The organism is Amycolatopsis lexingtonensis (assembly GCF_014873755.1).
GTDB lineage: Bacteria > Actinomycetota > Actinomycetes > Mycobacteriales > Pseudonocardiaceae > Amycolatopsis > Amycolatopsis lexingtonensis.
Window position 1 is genome coordinate 3,788,870 of sequence record NZ_JADBEG010000001.1, and the last position, 17,209, is coordinate 3,806,078.

At 70.2% G+C, this 17,209-nt stretch carries 15 protein-coding genes; 8 read left to right on the plus strand and 7 right to left on the minus strand.

All coding sequences use genetic code 11. The features are described 5' to 3' along the window. The first annotated feature begins 179 nt into the window (after positions 1-179). The gene (locus H4696_RS17100; RefSeq protein ID WP_192782354.1) at positions 180-1,151 is read left to right on the plus strand and encodes a DUF4192 family protein; all 972 of its coding nucleotides are present in this window, start codon (positions 180-182) and stop codon (positions 1,149-1,151) included. Between the two features lie 220 nt (positions 1,152-1,371). On the opposite strand, the gene H4696_RS17105 is transcribed toward H4696_RS17100, so the two are convergent. Further along, complete coding sequence (locus tag H4696_RS17105) at positions 1,372-1,887, minus strand: DUF4328 domain-containing protein (protein ID WP_158104433.1); 516 nt, start codon at positions 1,885-1,887, stop codon at positions 1,372-1,374. Between the two features lie 665 nt (positions 1,888-2,552). Between H4696_RS17105 and H4696_RS17110 the strand changes: the two genes are divergently transcribed. From H4696_RS17110 to H4696_RS51270, 3 genes are all read left to right on the plus strand, one after another. Further along, on the plus strand, positions 2,553-3,704 hold the full coding sequence (locus tag H4696_RS17110) for a DUF932 domain-containing protein (RefSeq protein ID WP_249027247.1): 1,152 nt from the start codon (positions 2,553-2,555) through the stop codon (positions 3,702-3,704). 938 nt (positions 3,705-4,642) lie between these two features. Continuing rightward, positions 4,643-5,023 carry a hypothetical protein gene (locus H4696_RS17115; protein ID WP_143265434.1) on the plus strand — a complete coding sequence of 127 codons (381 nt, stop codon included), beginning with the start codon at positions 4,643-4,645 and terminating at the stop codon, positions 5,021-5,023. A gap of 353 nt (positions 5,024-5,376) precedes the next feature. Next, positions 5,377-6,591 (plus strand): FAD-dependent monooxygenase, encoded by a 1,215-nt coding sequence (locus tag H4696_RS51270; protein WP_192782355.1) that lies wholly within the window; start codon positions 5,377-5,379, stop codon positions 6,589-6,591. 120 nt (positions 6,592-6,711) lie between these two features. Here H4696_RS51270 and H4696_RS50160 read toward each other — a convergent pair whose 3' ends face one another. Then, on the minus strand, positions 6,712-7,425 hold the full coding sequence (locus H4696_RS50160; RefSeq protein ID WP_211299840.1) for a hypothetical protein: 714 nt from the start codon (positions 7,423-7,425) through the stop codon (positions 6,712-6,714). Between the two features lie 1,022 nt (positions 7,426-8,447). On the opposite strand from H4696_RS50160, the gene H4696_RS17130 reads away from it, so the two are divergent. Further along, positions 8,448-8,591 carry a hypothetical protein gene (locus H4696_RS17130; RefSeq protein ID WP_158104439.1) on the plus strand — a complete coding sequence of 48 codons (144 nt, stop codon included), beginning with the start codon at positions 8,448-8,450 and terminating at the stop codon, positions 8,589-8,591. Between the two features lie 19 nt (positions 8,592-8,610). Here H4696_RS17130 and H4696_RS17135 read toward each other — a convergent pair whose 3' ends face one another. After that, entirely contained in the window at positions 8,611-10,065 is a 1,455-nt protein-coding gene (locus H4696_RS17135) for a protein kinase family protein (protein ID WP_086865156.1), read from the minus strand. Between the two features lie 402 nt (positions 10,066-10,467). On the opposite strand from H4696_RS17135, the gene H4696_RS17140 reads away from it, so the two are divergent. Beyond that, entirely contained in the window at positions 10,468-11,886 is a 1,419-nt protein-coding gene (locus H4696_RS17140; protein WP_192782356.1) for an RtcB family protein, read from the plus strand. A 178-nt stretch (positions 11,887-12,064) separates the two neighbouring features. Here the strand turns inward: H4696_RS17140 and H4696_RS17145 are convergent, their stop codons facing one another. Next, complete coding sequence (locus tag H4696_RS17145) at positions 12,065-12,547, minus strand: hypothetical protein (RefSeq protein WP_086865158.1); 483 nt, start codon at positions 12,545-12,547, stop codon at positions 12,065-12,067. Positions 12,548-12,764: 217 nt separating this feature from the next. On the opposite strand from H4696_RS17145, the gene H4696_RS17150 reads away from it, so the two are divergent. Next, positions 12,765-13,568, plus strand: a complete 804-nt coding sequence (locus tag H4696_RS17150) for a ribosome hibernation promotion factor (RefSeq protein ID WP_338078684.1) — start codon at positions 12,765-12,767, stop codon at positions 13,566-13,568. Between the two features lie 13 nt (positions 13,569-13,581). On the opposite strand, the gene H4696_RS17155 is transcribed toward H4696_RS17150, so the two are convergent. Then, entirely contained in the window at positions 13,582-14,910 is a 1,329-nt protein-coding gene (locus tag H4696_RS17155) for a phosphoribosyltransferase family protein (RefSeq protein WP_192782358.1), read from the minus strand. A gap of 167 nt (positions 14,911-15,077) precedes the next feature. On the opposite strand from H4696_RS17155, the gene H4696_RS17160 reads away from it, so the two are divergent. Beyond that, complete coding sequence (locus H4696_RS17160; protein WP_225955722.1) at positions 15,078-15,998, plus strand: sigma-70 family RNA polymerase sigma factor; 921 nt, start codon at positions 15,078-15,080, stop codon at positions 15,996-15,998. 197 nt (positions 15,999-16,195) lie between these two features. Here H4696_RS17160 and H4696_RS17165 read toward each other — a convergent pair whose 3' ends face one another. Beyond that, the gene (locus H4696_RS17165) at positions 16,196-16,435 is read right to left on the minus strand and encodes a hypothetical protein (RefSeq protein WP_086864835.1); all 240 of its coding nucleotides are present in this window, start codon (positions 16,433-16,435) and stop codon (positions 16,196-16,198) included. Between the two features lie 125 nt (positions 16,436-16,560). Further along, positions 16,561-17,196 (minus strand): DUF2267 domain-containing protein, encoded by a 636-nt coding sequence (locus H4696_RS17170; protein ID WP_086864834.1) that lies wholly within the window; start codon positions 17,194-17,196, stop codon positions 16,561-16,563. Between the last annotated feature and the right edge of the window lie 13 nt (positions 17,197-17,209).

Genomic DNA, 17,209 nt, shown 5'->3' on the forward strand with positions numbered 1-17,209 from the left:
GGCCGACGCTAGCGCACGCCGACGGCGGCCCAGGCCTCGCCACGCCCGGTCATCTCCACGCCGCCAGGGGCCGCCACCGGGCGCGCGCACGGGCGAGAGCGGCTCACCCCGGAGGTGAGCCGCCACCGCTCCGCCCGCGCCACACGGGACGGGGCCGACCGACGGGAGCTGCTCCGCCCATGACCAGCTATCTGACCCCCAGTGAAGCGATCAGCTTCCTGCCCGACACCACCTCGGACACCCTGTTCGTCCTCGGATTCCCCACCCGCGCCACCCCCACGGCACCAGCGGTCCTGGCCTTCCCCTCCCCAGACCTCGCCACCCTCCACACCCCGGCGCTCGCCACAAACGTCCGCGACCAGCTGCCCGCCGGCAGCGACGCCGACGTGCTCATCGTCGTGATCGGCGACGGCCAAGACAACCAGGATCCACTCCCCCACCGCGCCGCAATCGCCGCGCTCGAGACCGCGCTGCGCCCCGCCGGACACACCGTGACCGGCTGCTACTGGACCCCGCACACCCAACCGGGCGCCCACCTGCGCGACTACCGCAACCCCCGACGCATCACGACCATCATGCCGGCCACCACCCCCATCGACCTCGCACCGCCACTGCGGATCATGGCCGACACCGCGCTGCCCTGGGGACTGCCGTTCACCGAACGCGGCGAGACCATCCCCGCCCGCCTCGGCCGCTTCGCCCGCACCGTGCTGCCCCTGCTCGTGCGCTACGACGACCGCACCCACGACGCCGTCGCACAAGCCCTCGACGACGCCGCCCGCGGCGAGCTCCCCGACGACGAGAACGGCTTCGCCCTCACCTGCGCGCTACGCGACAACACGATCTACGGGCCGCTGCTCGTCCCACCAGCCGACCTCGACCTCCGCCGGATCGAGCAGCTGTGGCTGGCACTGCACCGCGGTACCGCTGACCCCGCCATCCGAGCCAAGCTCGCCGCCCTCACCGCAGCCAGTGCGCTGCGCCGGCGGGCACGGCACTTCGCCGCCTTCGCACTCGCCCACGCCACCACCGCGCCCGGCACGAACACCCTCGGGATCCTGCTGCAGCAACACACCAGCGGCGCAGCCCTCGATGAAGAACTGCAGCACCTCGCCGAACGAGTCGCCATGCAGCGGGGTAACCACTTCTGACCCGTTGCCGGCCGCGGCGTCCTGCTCAGTGCACGGGAGCAGGACATCGCGGCCCTCCAGTCCTTGAGGGAGCGTCCCTGTGCAGCACGTGATCCGATGGTCCGGCGGCATCGGATCGTGGCCACCGGCGAGCTGGCCCACCGGCCGCTACCCCGATGAACGCCGTACGGTGTGGCACGAACGGGGCGTGGGAACCGCGGTTCGAGCCGCGCGGAAATCCTCAGCGGGCGTTCGTCTGCCAGGCGGTGACTCGGGCGCTGATCATGATGATCAGCGCAGCGGCCGCGACTTGGGCGACCGCCGCCACGGTGTCGAGGTCGCGCGCCGTCATCGCGTCCTCGGTGAGGCGGCCGCCGATCGTCGACAGCACCTGGTTAGTGAGGAAGGCGGCCCACCACCAGGAGACCAGCTCGGCGCCGGGCGTTGGGTACAGCCGGCCCGTACCACGCGGCCGCTGGGGGTTGCTGGCGTTCCAGACGTCCCGGACGACCATCTGCGGAAACCAGAAGCTGACGATCGGCACGATCCAGCCGAGCACCACCCACATCGGCGAGTGCCGGTGCTGGGCGGATTCGATCACCTCGGCATTGGCGCGGGCGAGCCACAGCCACCGCACGAAGACGATCCCGGTGACGACCTGGATCCCCAAGGAGGCCCAGCCCACGACCAGCCAGACCGAAATGGGGAACGCACCCCACTCGCCCGCGACATCCGCGACGCCGACCGCGGTGGTCACGATGATCAGGATCGCGGACGCGCTCTGCCACCCGGCAAGTGCCCGAACCCGCGGCATCGATCTTTGCGGAACGGGCGCGGAGAATTGTGGCTGCATAGATCCCCCAGTCCAGTGCGTGAATCACGAAGAGAAGCAAGTGCGGTCGCGCGTGTCAAGAGGCCCTCACCTGCGCCCCGCACCGACGCCCTCGCTGGCCTCGAGCCGAAGACGGCGATGGCGCACCAGATCGTGTCATATGGGTGTCGCCGACGTGGATTGCGTCCGGGTCTCGGTCCGCGCGGAAGCCTGCACTATGCGGAACAGCCGTGGTGGAACGTCGCCAGTGCGGAGCCGACACGATCACGATGACGCGGTTGTCGGCAATCACCGGCCTGCCGAGGCCGCTGGCATCTGGCTGGTGAACAGGGTGTCGCGAGGTCGGCGCTTACCCCGACTCCGTGTGACCCGCCGCCGTCGGCGGTTCGGCAAGCACTGGCCGCGCGGTATCAGAGCCGACGACCGGCTCGATTGCCCAGGCATCGGACAGCCGACAACGGTGCCGGTCACGTTCCCTTCGCCACGTCACCGGATTCGTAGCGACGTTGCGCCGCGGTTCACCCCGAGCGCGCCAGGCGATCGGCCGTCGTTGTGCGGATCGGTCCCAGTGAACCAGGCGAGCGCCGGCGGTGCCCACGCGCGAGTTCAGACGCCAGCGTCGACGCAGCGCAGGGGCAGGTGCACCGCCGGCGCTCCGCCTGGTGAGCCGTGACCCGTCCACCCGCGAGCCCGCCGCCCCTACGCACCCGCTCGCCAACAACGAAAGGGCGATCCACATGTCCAAAGAAACCAGCACGTGGCTCAACACCAACGTCCTCATCGGATTCACCGACAAACGCGGACACGCCTGGCACTACCGCGCCGAAGACCAAGGCACCGAACCGAACCACTACCCCGGACCGATCCCCATCACCGACGTCAAACGACGCCTCTTCAGCTGGACCGCCGAACCGGCCCGGGTCCTGGTCGAAGACCGCTTCGGGCTCCGACCCGCCACACACCACCTGGGCGTCACCGCCTCCGACACCGGCGACGTCCTCGCCATCCACACCAACGAATACGAAATCCACCAATACAGCACCTGGCTGCTGGACAACGTCGCCGCCCTGCTCGACGACGGCCTCACCATCGGCTCCGCCGGCCTGCTGCGAAACCGCAAGCAAGCCTGGGTCAGCGTCGAAGTCCCCGACAACATCACCACCCCCGAAGGCGTGGAGTTCCGGCCCAACCTGCTCGCCTGCTCCAGCCACGACGCCAGCCTCAAAACCCGCTACAAGCGAGTCGTCACCAACGTCGTCTGCGACAACACCATGGCTGCCGGACTCCGCGAAGACGGCCAGGACCACGCCATCATGCACAAGCGCAACAGCACCCTGCAGCTGCTCACCGCCCGCCAGGCGCTGCAGATCGTGCACACCCTCGCCGACGACTTCGCCGCCGAAGTCAAGACACTGTGCCAGACCACCGTCACCGACCGAGCCTGGAAAGCCTTCCTCGACGCCCACACCCCCATCCCGGCCGCGCCCGGCCGGGGGCGCACCAACGCGGCCACCAAGCGCTCCGCCCTCACCCGGCTGTGGACCAGCGACAGCCGGGTCAGCCCGTGGAAGAACACCGGCTGGGGCGTGATACAGGCGGTCAACACCCACCTCACGCACGAAGCGATCATCCGCGGCGCCAGCCGCCCTGAACGGAACATGACCCGGGTCATAACCGGCGAGCTGGCCAAGCACGACCGCGCCGCCGCCGAGACCCTACGCAAAGTCCTCGCCACCGTCTGAGCGCTCTCCGGTACCCGCCTTCGCGCGTGGACAGTCGATCGCGACCCCGCGGCCGATGCCGCAGCCGCCCGGGCATCCGTGACCTCGCGGCGTCGTGCGACCTCGATCACGCGACCAGGTCCCGCGACACCGGTCAAGGCCCACCCCAGAACATCGACGTCCCGGCCGCAGGACCGGGGCCTTGACCGGCGCCACGGCGGGACCTGGATGACCGGAGTCGTCCGCACACCACCCCACATGAGGCCACCTGAATGAACCGGGAAACCCCGAGTCGGCACGCCTTCCCCCGGGCGAGCCGAATCCCGGTTCGAGGCCGGCCGGGACAGCGCACGCGCCGCGCTGCCCCGGCCAGCCTCCTCTAACGCCTCTCGCCGAACGCCGTCGGAGGTCCGACCATGCCACGCGCGACCGAATTGACCGCCATCGAACGCGACGTCCTCTGCGACGCCGCATGCGGGCTGAACAACATCTAGATCGGAGCGAAGTCGACAATCCTCAACTATCAAGGGTCGATCCGTCTTTTCTGTGACTACATCACGTCGCCGCACTACCGTTGGAACGAGGAGTGTGAGGCGCGGTTCGGTACACATCTGCTGAACTGGCTACGCACCCACGGCCAAAGCCTGTCCAGCTGCACCCAGGATGACATCGACGAGTGGCTCACCCACGACACTTTCTCCCGTGCTCGCGGATTCGTGTCCTGGGCAGTCCGGAGCGGTCACACCCACGGCATCGACCTACCCCATTTCAAGAACTAACCCACCTGAGAGGTATTCAACGACCACGACCGGCGGTGGGCCCTGGCCCGTCGCCTGCTGACGGAGGACACCGCCGCGCTGGCCGACCGCGTCGCCGGGCTGCTCATACTCCTCTACGCCCAGCGCGCCCCCGAAATCACCCGACTCACAACGAACCATGTCCGGCTCACCGACCACGGCATGGAGATCCGGCTTGGTGACCAACCGATTGTTGTGCCGCCATCGTTCAGCGATCTCGTGGGCGATCTGCTCACTGATCTGCCAGTCACCACGACCGGCGGCTCTACCGACGCCGCTTGGATATTTCCCGGATTCCGAAGAGGCCAGCCGTTGTCACCGAAGATGCTGCTGCGCCGGCTGGCAACACTCCGAGTCCCCGCCACCGTCGGCCGCAGCAGCGCTCTGATCGAACTGGCGGCCGACATGCCAGCCACGGTGCTCAGCGGACTCCTCGGCATCAGCCTCAACCAAGCAACGCGCTGGACACAGGACGCAGGCAACACCCGACCCGGCTACGCCGCAGACGTCGCCAACCGACCGTCCACCTCGCGCGACGATTGACCCACTGGGCAAAGAACTTCGCGCCTACCAGCACGGCAGCCAAGTATGGCGGCAAATCGAAACGGCTGGTTCGGTGATCGGTTATCCCGCTGCACCGCGTTGGTTGTCGGCATCAACGTGCAGAGGCTGGCCTGACCAGAAGTCAGTGCGCTTGTCAACAAGCATGGCCAGAGCGGATCCTCACACTGCGCACTGTGCGAACTGGTAGCTAAAATCAAGACGCACACGAAACTGCATCCCGGTTGGTAGTCCGGGTCGCTGCCCGGTGACAAGTTTCCCCGGCCGCGCAACCTCCCTGCCCGACGGCAGGGCCCCGGTGTGTTCCGAGTACGCGACTATGCACTGGGAGCACTGTGTCCAAAGCACGTATCGTCATCGCCGGCGCCGGGTTGGCCGGCTTGACTTTGGCCCACTATCTGCACCGTCACGGCATTCAGGTCGCCGTCTACGAGCGCGACAACGGCCTCTCGGCACGCGAGGCCGGGTACCGCGTGCACATCAATTCGACCGGTACCTCTGCCTTGCACGCCGCCCTGGAACCGCGGTTGTGGGAGTTGTTCCTGGCGACCTGCGGCATGCCCGACGATGACATGCTGCTCTTCGACGAACAACTCAACCTGCGCCCACCCCGCGACAAGGCCGCGTCCACAGGTACCGGAGTACCCACCGAGATCCCGGAACACCTCGCGGTGTGCCGCTCCACCCTGCGCCGAATCCTTTTCCTCGGCCTCGAAGAGGTCGTGCACTTCGGCGCGAAGGTCACCGGCTACCGGAGCAACCCGGGCTCGACGGTCACCGTGCTGCTGGAGGACGGCGGCACGGCCGAGGCCGACGTGCTCATCGCCGCGGACGGCATCAATTCCGCCGTGCGAGCCCAACGGCTGCCGCAGGTCCGGGTCGCCGATCTCGGTGCCCGATCGATCGCCGCCAAGATCCCCCTCACCGAAGAGACCAAGGCGAAGCTCCCGGCTCAGCTGTACAACGCGTTCTCCATGGCCTACGACAGCGACTACACCGGCCTCACCCTGGGCCCCCTGGAACGCACCAACCCGCGCTCACCTCTGGTCACCCAGCAGGACCCCGAGTTCCAGCAGGAAGCCCGCGAGAACTACGCGCTGAGCATCTTCAACTCGACGGCGGAACACATGCTCCCCGACGCCGATCTGTTCAGCGCCGGACCGGACAAGCTAAAAGCCTACGTGCTGCAACGGCTGAGCACTTGGCACCCCGCCCTGGTGGAAATCGCCCGGCTCTGGGACACCGCCACAGTGCAAGCCCTCGCCGTCCGCAGCTGCGTGCCGATCGCCCCATGGGAATCGTCGAACGTGACCGTCATGGGTGACGCCATCCACGCGATGAGCCCGGCACTGGGCATCGGCGCCAACACGGCACTGCGGGACGCACACGTCCTCGGCAACCACCTGTTGGCAGCGGCCGACGGCGACCCGACGCTGCTCGACGCGATCGCCGCCTACGAGCAATCGATGCGCGAGTACGCCTACCAGGCGCTGCGGAAGTCAGCGTTCGTCGGTCAGAAGGTGGTCGGCCACCTCCCGCTGCCCGAGTAGTCCGAGCGATGGTCCAGGGCACGTGCCGGTACTGGCATCTGCCCTGGACCACGTCGTTCACCCGGATTCCGCCCCGAGCCGGGAAGATCGACAATCATCTCGATTCAACTGATCATCGGATCACCAAAATCCAGCGCACATACAGTCCCCGACCCCTCGAACAGAGTCAATCCCGTAATTCTCGGTGGACGCGCTTCCTGGCGAGCCGACTGCAACCAGCTCTCCATCATCACGTCGATCGATCGGCGGGATTGCGTCGCTTGGTGCCGAAACGGCGCCTTGCGCCCTCATCTGGTGCCGCTCGTCTGCCCCGGTCGAAGTGACCAAAGACCTTTCTGCTGCGCTTGTGACCAGGCCTGCGCCGATGAGGTAGAGCAGGGCCGTGCCTGCCGGGAACCGGCCGTCGGGCGCGAAGCCGTGCAGGGCGAACCGGAACAAGGCGAACGTCATCACGCCGACGCCGACGAGGAGAACCGGCCCCGCCCGCTGCCCGACAGCCGGCTGCCACCGCGCGCTCACCTTCCGGACGGCCGCGAGCAACGCCAGCCCGGCGGCCATGACTGCCGCCAGCAGCAGGAGCCACGGCACCCGGAACGCCCACCAGCCGGGCGAGCCGAGGTGCGGCCGCGGGAACAGGCCCAGGGGGTAGCCGACGAGTGCCACGACGACCACCGGCACCATGTGCCACAGGTAGAGCGCCAGCACGGGCGCGTTCACCCGCGCCAAGCGGCCGCGGATCCGCGCGGTCACCGCAGGAGCGGCGCTCACCAGCAATCCGGCCTGCACCGCGGCAAACGCCAGCAACGCCGCGTTCGGCGGCGACGTGTTCCGCACCGCCTCCCCCCGGCACTCCGACCATGCTGACCGGATAAGGACCCAGCCACACCAGGACCGCCAGAACGCCCAGAGCTCCACCTGCCAGCACGAGCGGCCGCCTGCCGGCCAGCACCCCCGCCTGCCAGGCGATGCCGAGCTGGAATATCGCGCCCCAGCCCAAGAGGTAGTTCGCCCAGCCGAGCACCGGAACCAAGCCGGTCAGCGAAAGCACGTCGACGAGGACCACCGCCACGGCGGGCAGCACGGGCGCCGCGGCCCAGCGCCGCTGCAGCGTCACCGCCGCCGGCGTGAGCAGCACGAGCACCAGGTACACCGGCAGGAACCACAGATGCAACGCGACCGCCCAGGCACCGTAGGCCAGCTGCGGGCCGCTCGCTCCACACCAGCGGACGATCTCGGCCGCCACGAGCATCGCCACGACGTACGCCGTGACCGGCCCGGCCACGCCGCTCAGGCGGTGCCGCAACCAGTCCGCCCAACCGCCTCGCCACCGCGTCCACGGCAGCGCGGCGAGCACGTTCTCGTCGGCGAACCGGCCGCCGGTGTAGGTCACCGACGCCGCCAGCCAGTGCCCGAGCACCACCACGACCACCGCGACGACGCGGTAGAGATCGACAGCCGGCTCTCGCCCCGACGCCGACGGCCCGGGCCGGCCCCCTCGCCCGGGCCGCGGGACCGCCCACCGAGGCGCCGGCCGCCGCCGGAACCCGGCGTCGTTCGACCTGGACGGCTCCGCCATGCCGGCACTGTGCGGCACCGGCGTCCGGCCGGGCCAGTGGCTTTCGCCCCCGGCCCAGGGGCCCGAAGCACCGACCCGCGCACGGGCATCCCTTGGGCGGGTGGTTCCGAGGTGTGCTTCCGGCTGTCGCACTGCCCCCGTGGACCGGTGCGGGTCTAATGGTGTCGGTTCCGGAGGCGCAGGTGAAGACAAGGGGGCGCAGCCGATGGTGAGCAACCCGCTGCCGATTCCCAACGGTCCGCCGGGCGTGGAAACCTTCCCGGACGGTGCTCGCGTGCAAGTGACCGGCGGTCTGTACCACGGCGCTCGCGGTGTCGTCATCGTGCAGGATCCGGACCTGCGACCGGGCTCGGTGTGGGTCCGGTTCGACGACGGCCGGCCGGTCCTCGTGCCCGGCTACCGCCTCGAACCGGAAGACTCGTGAACCGGACCGGCAGTTCCGCTCAGCCGGTGTCGCCGAGGTAAGCGATCTCCTGGATCGTGCTCTGGTAGCCCCCGGGGCCGGGAGCGAGGCGGACGAGCCAGACCAGCACGACCGCACTCGCCGCACCGGACGGCACCGGGATCATGGTCGTGCCCGGTGCCAGGGTCGCGGTTGCCACCGGCACCGTCTCGGCGAGGGTGGGCTGCGCGGTGGCCGCGACCCGGATTTCCACCACCGATCCGGCGCTGGGTGAGGTGACGTCCACCCCGCGCACCCGCAGCGGACGCCCGAAGCCCGCGAGCAATCCGACTCCCGGCGCGAACTGCGGGAACTGCTCCCGATACTGATCGGTGGGCCACGCGGTCGCCGGATCACCATCGGCGGCCAGCCCGGCCTCACGCGAGTGGTCGGGGCTTCCGGTCACGCTGAACACGGCCACGCGGTCGGGCCGGACCGCGACGGGAGCGGCCGGCGGCGTCGAAGACGGGACCGGCGAAACCGGAGCGGGACGCGGCAGGACCGCCGCCGGCGCCGGGGAAGGCAAGGACAGCGGGACCGCGGCGGGAGTGCGGTCGAACAGCCCGCTCACCTGCGTCACCCCGCCCGCGACCAACACCACCACCGCGATCGCCAGAATCGCCGTGAGCGCCGAGCGCGCGTCCATGGGACGGAGGCGCACCGGCCGGGACGGCGGCTCCGCGGCCGGTTCCGGAACAGGGCGAGCCACTGACGGCTCGGGGATGACGGCATCGGTCTCGAAGCGCGCCATCGCCTCGAGCAGCGGGGTGGCCGTGTGGATCTCCCCCAGGCCGGCACAACCGAGGCTGAGCTGCACCACGAGCCGCAGCCGCTCCGGCACGGCGTCGGGTAGCCACTCGGCCGCGTCGGGCGCGGGCCACTCCCCGACGATCAGCGCGTACAACAGCGCACCGAGACCGTAGACGTCTTCGCGTTGCGTGGCAGTCGGCGCCGGGCCGGGGAAAGCCAGGACGAGGGTGCCGTCCGCGCCGATCCTGATCCGTTGTGGACAGTCGATCCCGGCGAGCAGGCCCCGGTGGTGGAGGCGGTCGGCTGCGGCAGCCAGCGGACGCAGCATCCGGCAGGCACGCTCGGCCGGCACCGGAGCCTGCCGCACGGTGTCGAGCACCTCCGCGCCAGGGGTCCAGGTGGCGACGACCAGGCCGGCCGCTCCCGCGCCGAGTTCGGTTTCCTCCGCCGGGCCGAACACGTCGAGCACTGGGGCCACGGCCGGCTCCCCGGCGGTGGCGGTCAGCCGGGCGTGTTCCAGCACGCGGGCGCCGCCGTCGAAGAGGTGCCGCCCACCGGGATCAGCCGTCAGGACCGTCAATGCCACGTCCCGCGCGTTCGCTTCGTCGTGGGCGAGCCAGAACTCGGCGCCTCCGTTGCGGGTGGCGCCGCACGGGTTCAGCAGGCGGTAGCGGCCGTCGGCGAGACACGTGTCCGTGACCAGCATGGCTCCAGTGCATCCGGGCACCGCCGCAACCCACAAGAGCACAAAGTCGTCGGCGGCGAGACGAGTGCCTCGAAATCGACTTAGGTCCCTATCCGATCATCCCTCACCCGCGAATGCTCGCCATCGGTGGCACACCGTCGCCGGGCACGACTGGAGAACCAGATGACCGAAAGATCCTCGTCCGGGCACCGCGCCGTGGCGCACACACCGCCGGCCAGATCCCGGTCCACACCGACATCCAGGCCGCCCCCGGCGGGCTGCGCGCCCGGTTCGCTGTGATCGACGCCGCAGCCGCGACCCACATCGGATCCATCCCGAAAGCCGTGTCACTGCACGAGCTGCGCTGCGCACCCGGACGGCACGGCTGGTCGTGCTCGGTCACCACCGACGTGTGAGGACACCGTGGACCTCATCCCCGAAACCCCGTACCGCTTCCGCATCCCCCGGCACGGCCCGATGCGGGTGCCCGGCATCGTCTACGCGACCCGCGACCTCCTGCCCGAAGCGACCGGCGACAAGTCGCTGGAGCAGGTGGCCAACGTCGCCACCCTGCCCGGCATCGTCACCGCCTCCTACGCCATGCCGGACGTCCACTGGGGCTACGGCTTCCCCATCGGCGGCGTCGCCGCGACCGACGTCAGCGCCGGCGGTGTGGTCTCTCCCGGCGGGGTCGGGTTCGACATCTCCTGCGGGGTCCGGCTGCTCGCCGCCCGCCTGGACGCCGACCGGCTCCCGGCTGTCCTCGGCCCGCTGATGGACACCCTCGGCCACACCGTCCCCCGCGGCCTGCACCACGGCGGCACCTGGCAGCTCGCCGACCGCGCCCAGCTCTACGACGTGCTGCTCGGCGGCGCCCGGTACGCCGTCGACGCCGGACACGGAGTTCCCCGCGACCTGGCCCGCTGCGAAGACGCCGGCCAGATCCGAGGCGCCGCACCCGGCCGCATCAGCACCCACGCGCTCGAACGCGGCCTCGGCCAGCTCGGCAGTCTCGGGTCCGGCAACCACTTCCTCGAAGTCCAGGTGGTCGACGACATCTTCGACGAGGCCACCGCCGCGGCGTTCGGCCTCCACCGGCACCAGGTCTGCGTGCTGATCCACACCGGCTCGCGCGGGCTCGGGCATCAGGTCTGCACCGACTACATCCGCACCATGGACGAGGCGATGAACCGCTACGGGATCCAGCTACCCGACCGGCAGCTCGCGTGCGTCCCGGTGACCTCCACCGCGGGACAGGCCTACCTCGGTGCCATGGCCGCCGCGACGAACTTCGCCCGCGCCAACCGCCAGCTGCTCACCGAAACCGCCCGCCGCGCGTTCGAGCGGCACACCGGCGCCGAACTCGACCTCGTCTACGACGTCTCCCACAACCTCGCCACGATCGAGCACCACGAGCTCGACGGCCAGTGGCGCCGGTTGTGCGTGCACCGCAAGGGCGCGACCCGGGCGCTGCCACCGCACCACCCGGATCTGCCCGCCGAACTCGCCGCGACCGGCCAGCCCACGCTCATCCCCGGCACGATGGGCACCGCCTCCCACGTCCTGGCCGGGGTGGCCGGCTCCCCCGCGTTCCACTCCACCTGCCACGGCGCCGGACGGACGCGCAGCCGCCACGCCGCGGCCCGCGAAGTCGACGGCCAGCGGCTGCGCGACGACCTCGAATCCCGCGGCATCGCCGTGCGGGGAACGTCGTGGCGAAGCCTGGCCGAAGAGACGCCGACGGCTTACAAGGACGTCGACGCCGTCGTCGACGCCGCCGAGGGCGCGGGCCTGTGCCGCAAGGTCGCCCGCCTGGTCCCGGTCGGTGTGGTCAAGGGGTGAGCAGCTCGGCGCAACCCACAGCATCCTCACCACGGCGTCGTTCGGCTGGGACAGCCCACCGCCGCGCCCGCATCCTCCGCGGATCCGCGCCCGCGGCGACGCACTCGATCAGGATGTCCCGATCGCCGCATGCGCCGGGCGGCCGCTTCCGGTTTTCGTTCGCGCCGAGGCTCCCCCATCAGGGGGTGGTCACCGCGGCGATGACGGTGCGGGCCTGGACGCGCGTGAGATGCAGCGTCTCCATCAGCTCGTCAGCGCCGGCTCCGGTCGAGGCGAGCACCGCGGCGGAACAGAGGACACCGGGCCGGACGCCGGGCAGGGTCACGCCGAGCCGGTCCAGCAGGTCCGCCGGACCGTCGTCACCGGCCGGCCCCAGCCGAGCCCGCCACAGCAGCATGGCGACATCGTCGCCCCTGACACATTCGTCGTCCGCCAAGCGGGCCATGGCGTCGCGATAGCCGGCCTGCGTCAGTTCTCCGGTGAGCAGCCGCGCGGTCAGTTCCCGTTCCAGCGCAACCGCCTGGCGGCCGGCACCGCCCGAGTGCGAGCCCGAGCTATTCGGTTCTCCGGAGCGCCGCCACCACCCGCGGCGCGGGCTGGGCGAGAAGTGGGCCACGAGCAGAACCAGCACAAGGATTCCGGCCAGCAACGTGATCGCCATGGTTGGACCTCCCCCTGCGACGTCGGGCACGGGACTTCCGGTTTCGATGCTGGCAGCCCGGGACGACCGAGCGGAGGGCCGAAAGTCCACACCGACCGGCCGAGAGCCCCTGCGACAGGCGGAAGCGTCGAGGACAGATGTCCTTCGGCCCTTTTCGTCGAACCCGATTCGCCGTACCCCGGGAGTACGGGTTCCTCGCAGCGAAAGGACGGCAGCCGTGACTTCACCCCGGATCTCCAGCACCGTCACCATCGAAGTGACCACCGACGGACGCGAACTGTCCGGCGCACCCGGCTACGCCCGCCGCAAGGTCGGCGCGCTGCTCCACCTCGCCCACCGCCCCGTGCTCGCCGCCCACGTCCGGCTGGCCCGCCACCCCGACCCCGCCGTGCCCTACCCCGTGACCGCACGAGCCGACCTCGACGTCAACGGCCGGCTCGTGCACGCACACGCCGACGGCGAAAACTCCACCGAAGCCATCGACCGGCTCGAAGGCCGGCTGCGGCACCGCCTCGAACGCGCCGCCGAACACTGGGAAGCCCGCCGCGGCCGCACGCCCACCGGCGAACCGCACGAATGGCGGCACGAGTCCGAACCCGCCCGCCACGACAGCTGGTACCCGCGACCGGAAGCCGAACGCGAAATCATCCCCCACTTCTCCTTCACCCCGCACCCCTGCACCGTCGACGACGCCGCCCACGACCTCGGCCGGCTCGGCCACGAATTCCAGCTGTTCACCGAAGCCGGCACCGGCCGCGACGCCATCCTCTACCGCGCCGGGCCCACCGGATTCCGGCTCGCGCTCGTCACCCCGCCACGGAAAGGCGAACTGGCCCCGTTCCAGCTCCCCCTGACGGTCAGCGCACAATCCGCACCGCTGCTGTCCACCTCCGAGGCCGCCGCGCGGCTCGATGACCTCGGCCTGCCGTTCCTCTTCTACACCGACGCCGACCACGGCCGCGGCGCCGTGCTCTACCACCGCTACGACGGCCACTACGGACTCAGCACCCCCGCGGAATGAGTCCCCGCCACGCTCAGGAGCGCAGGAGCAAGGCGGAGTCGCCGGTCACCGTCAGATGGGTGAGGAACCAGTCCCGGGCCAGGCACGCCGCCTTGTCGAGGGTGCCGGGTTCCTCGAACAGCGTCCCGGTGGCCGGCACCAAGGCGAGTTCGTTCACGCACGCGAGGTGACTCCTGGCCCGCCAGCCCAGATCGATTCCGGTGTAGTCGGCGGCGCCGACGATCAGCAGGGTCGGCGCGTGTACCCGGCCGAGGCGGTCGGCAATCCGGTCCGGCCTGCCGCCATGCGAAACCACAGCCGCAATCCGGCTGTCCGGATCGGCGGCCGCCAGCAGCACCGCCTCCGCGCCGGGACCGGTGCCGTGGTAGCCGACGGGAAGGTCCTCGCACCCGGGCTGGGCCCGCAGCCACGACGTCACGGCGGCGAGCCGGCCGGCGAGCAGATCGGCGTCGAAGACCATCCGCCGATCGGCCTCTTCCACGCGAGTGAGCAGGTCAATCATCAGGGTCCCCAGCCCCGCCGCGACGAAGACGTCGGCGATCCGGCGGTGGCGGGGGCTGTACCGGCCGCTTGCGCTGCTGTACGCCTGGATCACCAGGCCGCCGGGTTCTTCGGGCAGGACGATCCGGCCGATCAGCGGCGTCGGCCCGGCGAACACCTCGACCCGTTCGTCCTGTACCGGCGGATCGTCCGTGCCCGCGGCGACCGGATGCGGCTCCGGCTGAAGCAGGGCCAGCACCTCCTCGTCTCGCACCTGGGGGAAGTGGTCGTACCACTGTCCGACGGCGGAGAACCAGGCCGGCGCCTCCAGGCAGACAACCTTGTCGGCAACGGACTCCAATGCGGCAACGGAATCCGGCGCACCCACGGGAACTGCCAACACCACCCGAGCCGCTCCTTCGGCTCGGGCGACCTGGCAGGCTGCCCGAGCCGTGGCACCGGTCGCGACCCCGTCGTCGACGATCAAGGCGACCCGGCCCCTGATCGGCTCCCGTGCCCGGCCGCCGCGGAACCGGCGAACCCGGCGGCCGAGTTCCGCGCGCTCGGCGCGCTCCACGCAGTTCAATTCAGCCTCGGTCACCTCACACGCCTGCATCATCCCGGGATTCGTCACCCGGACTCCGCCCTCGCCGATGGCCCCCATCGCCAACTCCGGCTGGAACGGGACACCGATCTTGCGCACCACGAGGACATCCAGCGGAGCGTTCAACGCCCGAGCGACTTCGAACGCGACCGGCACGCCCCCGCGGGGAAGCCCGAGCACCACGACATCCGCACCGCGGAACTCCTCCAGCACCTCGGCAAGCCGAAGTCCCGCGTCGGTTCGATCGGCAAACGGCATGAACCGACGATCGGTGCACCGCACCACCGCGGGCAAGGGCCATTGGTCACCAAACGTGCCGAAGACACCCCTTCTGCCCCCATGAGGGGAATTCCGTACGGATTGCGGACGTTTCACACATAGCCGGACAGGAGGTGAGAAAGAAGGTGAAGGAAAATACGAAAAAATTGCCGGTAATCGAGAACGAAGTCGACAAGGTCGGCCGGTACTACGCGGAGATCGGCTCGACCCCGCTGCTCACGGCGGCAGACGAGGTGGTCCTCGCGAAACGCATCGAAGCAGGCGTCTACGCCGCGGAACTCCTGCGCCGGTCGGAGACCGGGAGCCGGGAACTTCCGGCAGCGGCCGGAGACCTCCGGGCGATCGCCGACGACGGCCGGCGCGCCAAGGACCACATGATCCGGGCGAACCTGCGGCTCGCCGCCGCCGCCAAGCGGTTCCGCCACCCGGATCTGCCGCTGCCGGACGCGATCCAGGAAGGCAATCTGGGCCTGATCCACGCGGTCGAAAAGTTCGACTACACCAAGGGGTACAAGTTCTCCACCTACGCGATGTGGTGGATCCGGCAGGCGATGCAGCGCAGTGCCCGCCTCACCGCCCGCACGATCAGGGTACCCGTGCACGCTGCGGAGCAGCTCGCCAAGCTCGACCGGCTCAGTGGTGAGCTGTGGGTCCGGCTTCAGCGCGAGCCCACCGACGGGGAACTCGCCGAAGCAGCAGGAATGACCACGGAACGAGTCGTGGAGTTGCGTACCGTGGCCCGGGCCACCGCGAGCCTGGACGCGCCGGTGGACGACGACGGGAAGGCCGTGCTCGGTGACCTCGTCGCGCAAAGCTCGGCAGCGCCGGCGGCGGAGAACGAGCCCGATTCCGCTCGCGCGCACGAACTCCTCGAGCGGCTGCGGCCGCTGGAACGGCTGGTCATCACAATGCGATACGGGCTGCACGACGGCCGGCCGCACACCCTGCAGGAGACCGCCGACCGGCTCGGGCTGCCCCGAGAACGGGTCCGCCGGCTGGAACAGCGGGCACTGGCTCGGCTGCGCGAGCCGGACGAGCACCCACGTGCACTCGCCCCCACGGGGTGATCGGCATACGGAACTCCGGTCCCGGAGGTCGAGGGCCTTCGCCTGTACGGACCGGGCCGGATCCGCGCCACGCCGGTGGGTCGCGGGAAACCCGGTGACCCGCTCGAAGAGATGGCCGGGGATTCGACCGTTCCGGAACTCGGACTCCCACGTCGTCGGACGAAAGCCGCTCGATCCCCGGGCGGCCTTGTCGTCTGTCAGATCCGGTCCCGCACGCCCACGACACCTGCCGCCGCCGCGCAGCTGGCGCTGCAATACATGGCGTCAATGGCTTCGACGCCGTGGCCGATGATCCGGCAGTGGCACCGCACGCACACCGGCGCGAGCTGGTGGATGGCGCACTCGAAGCTGTCGAACACGTGCGGACCCGTACCGTCCGGTGTCGTGACCTGGAACGCCTTGTCGTAGTCGTTGCCGCAGACTTCGCATTCAGCCATGACTCTTTGCTCCTCTCCTTGTCCTGAGCGGGCACCACGTCGTGGCGACCCGCTGATCCGGTAAAGGATCTCGCCGGTGCTCCGGCAGCCAAAAGGGCCGGAACGACGTGGAGCCGGCACATCCGCTAGGTCTGCACGGTGTCCCGTGACATCAGGATGCGATGTGCCTCTTGCGCCGCCGTCGCGACACGGCCGCCGCCGGGTTCGCTGGTGGGGAGTTCTTCCAGGCCGCGCGCAAGCGCCGAGACCGCGTCGGTCAACAGCAGCACCGTGTCCTCCAGGGCGTTGAGCCGCAGGTGTTCGGTACCGCGGCTCGCCGGCTCCGCGGCAGGGACCGCGGGCCGGCCTTCGAGCTCACTCCGGAGCCCGGCGGGCAGCATGGCGAAGACGTGATCGAGCTGGCCAGGCGAAAACAGTCCGTTCATCGCCGCCGACACCGCACCGGCGATGGCAGGCACCTCGGCGATGCCGACCCGCGCCTCACCGGCGAACAAGGCGCTGAACCGCTCGGCGTCGTAGCGGACCGGGACCTTCGCCGGCGCCCAGCCTTCGTAGTAGACACCGCGCAGGAACTGCGGCAGCTGCGCACCGAGGTGCACCGCGCTGTCCACGGTCAGCCGATCGCGGACCAGGTGCAGCCAGGCACGCGTCGCGCGGTAGGCAAAGTGACGGTCTTCGGTGCCCAGCTGCGCGGCGACGGCGGTCAGCCACTCGTGGGCTCGCTGCTGCGCATGGGCGAGCGGATCACGATGCGGGCTCATGGCACACCTCCTG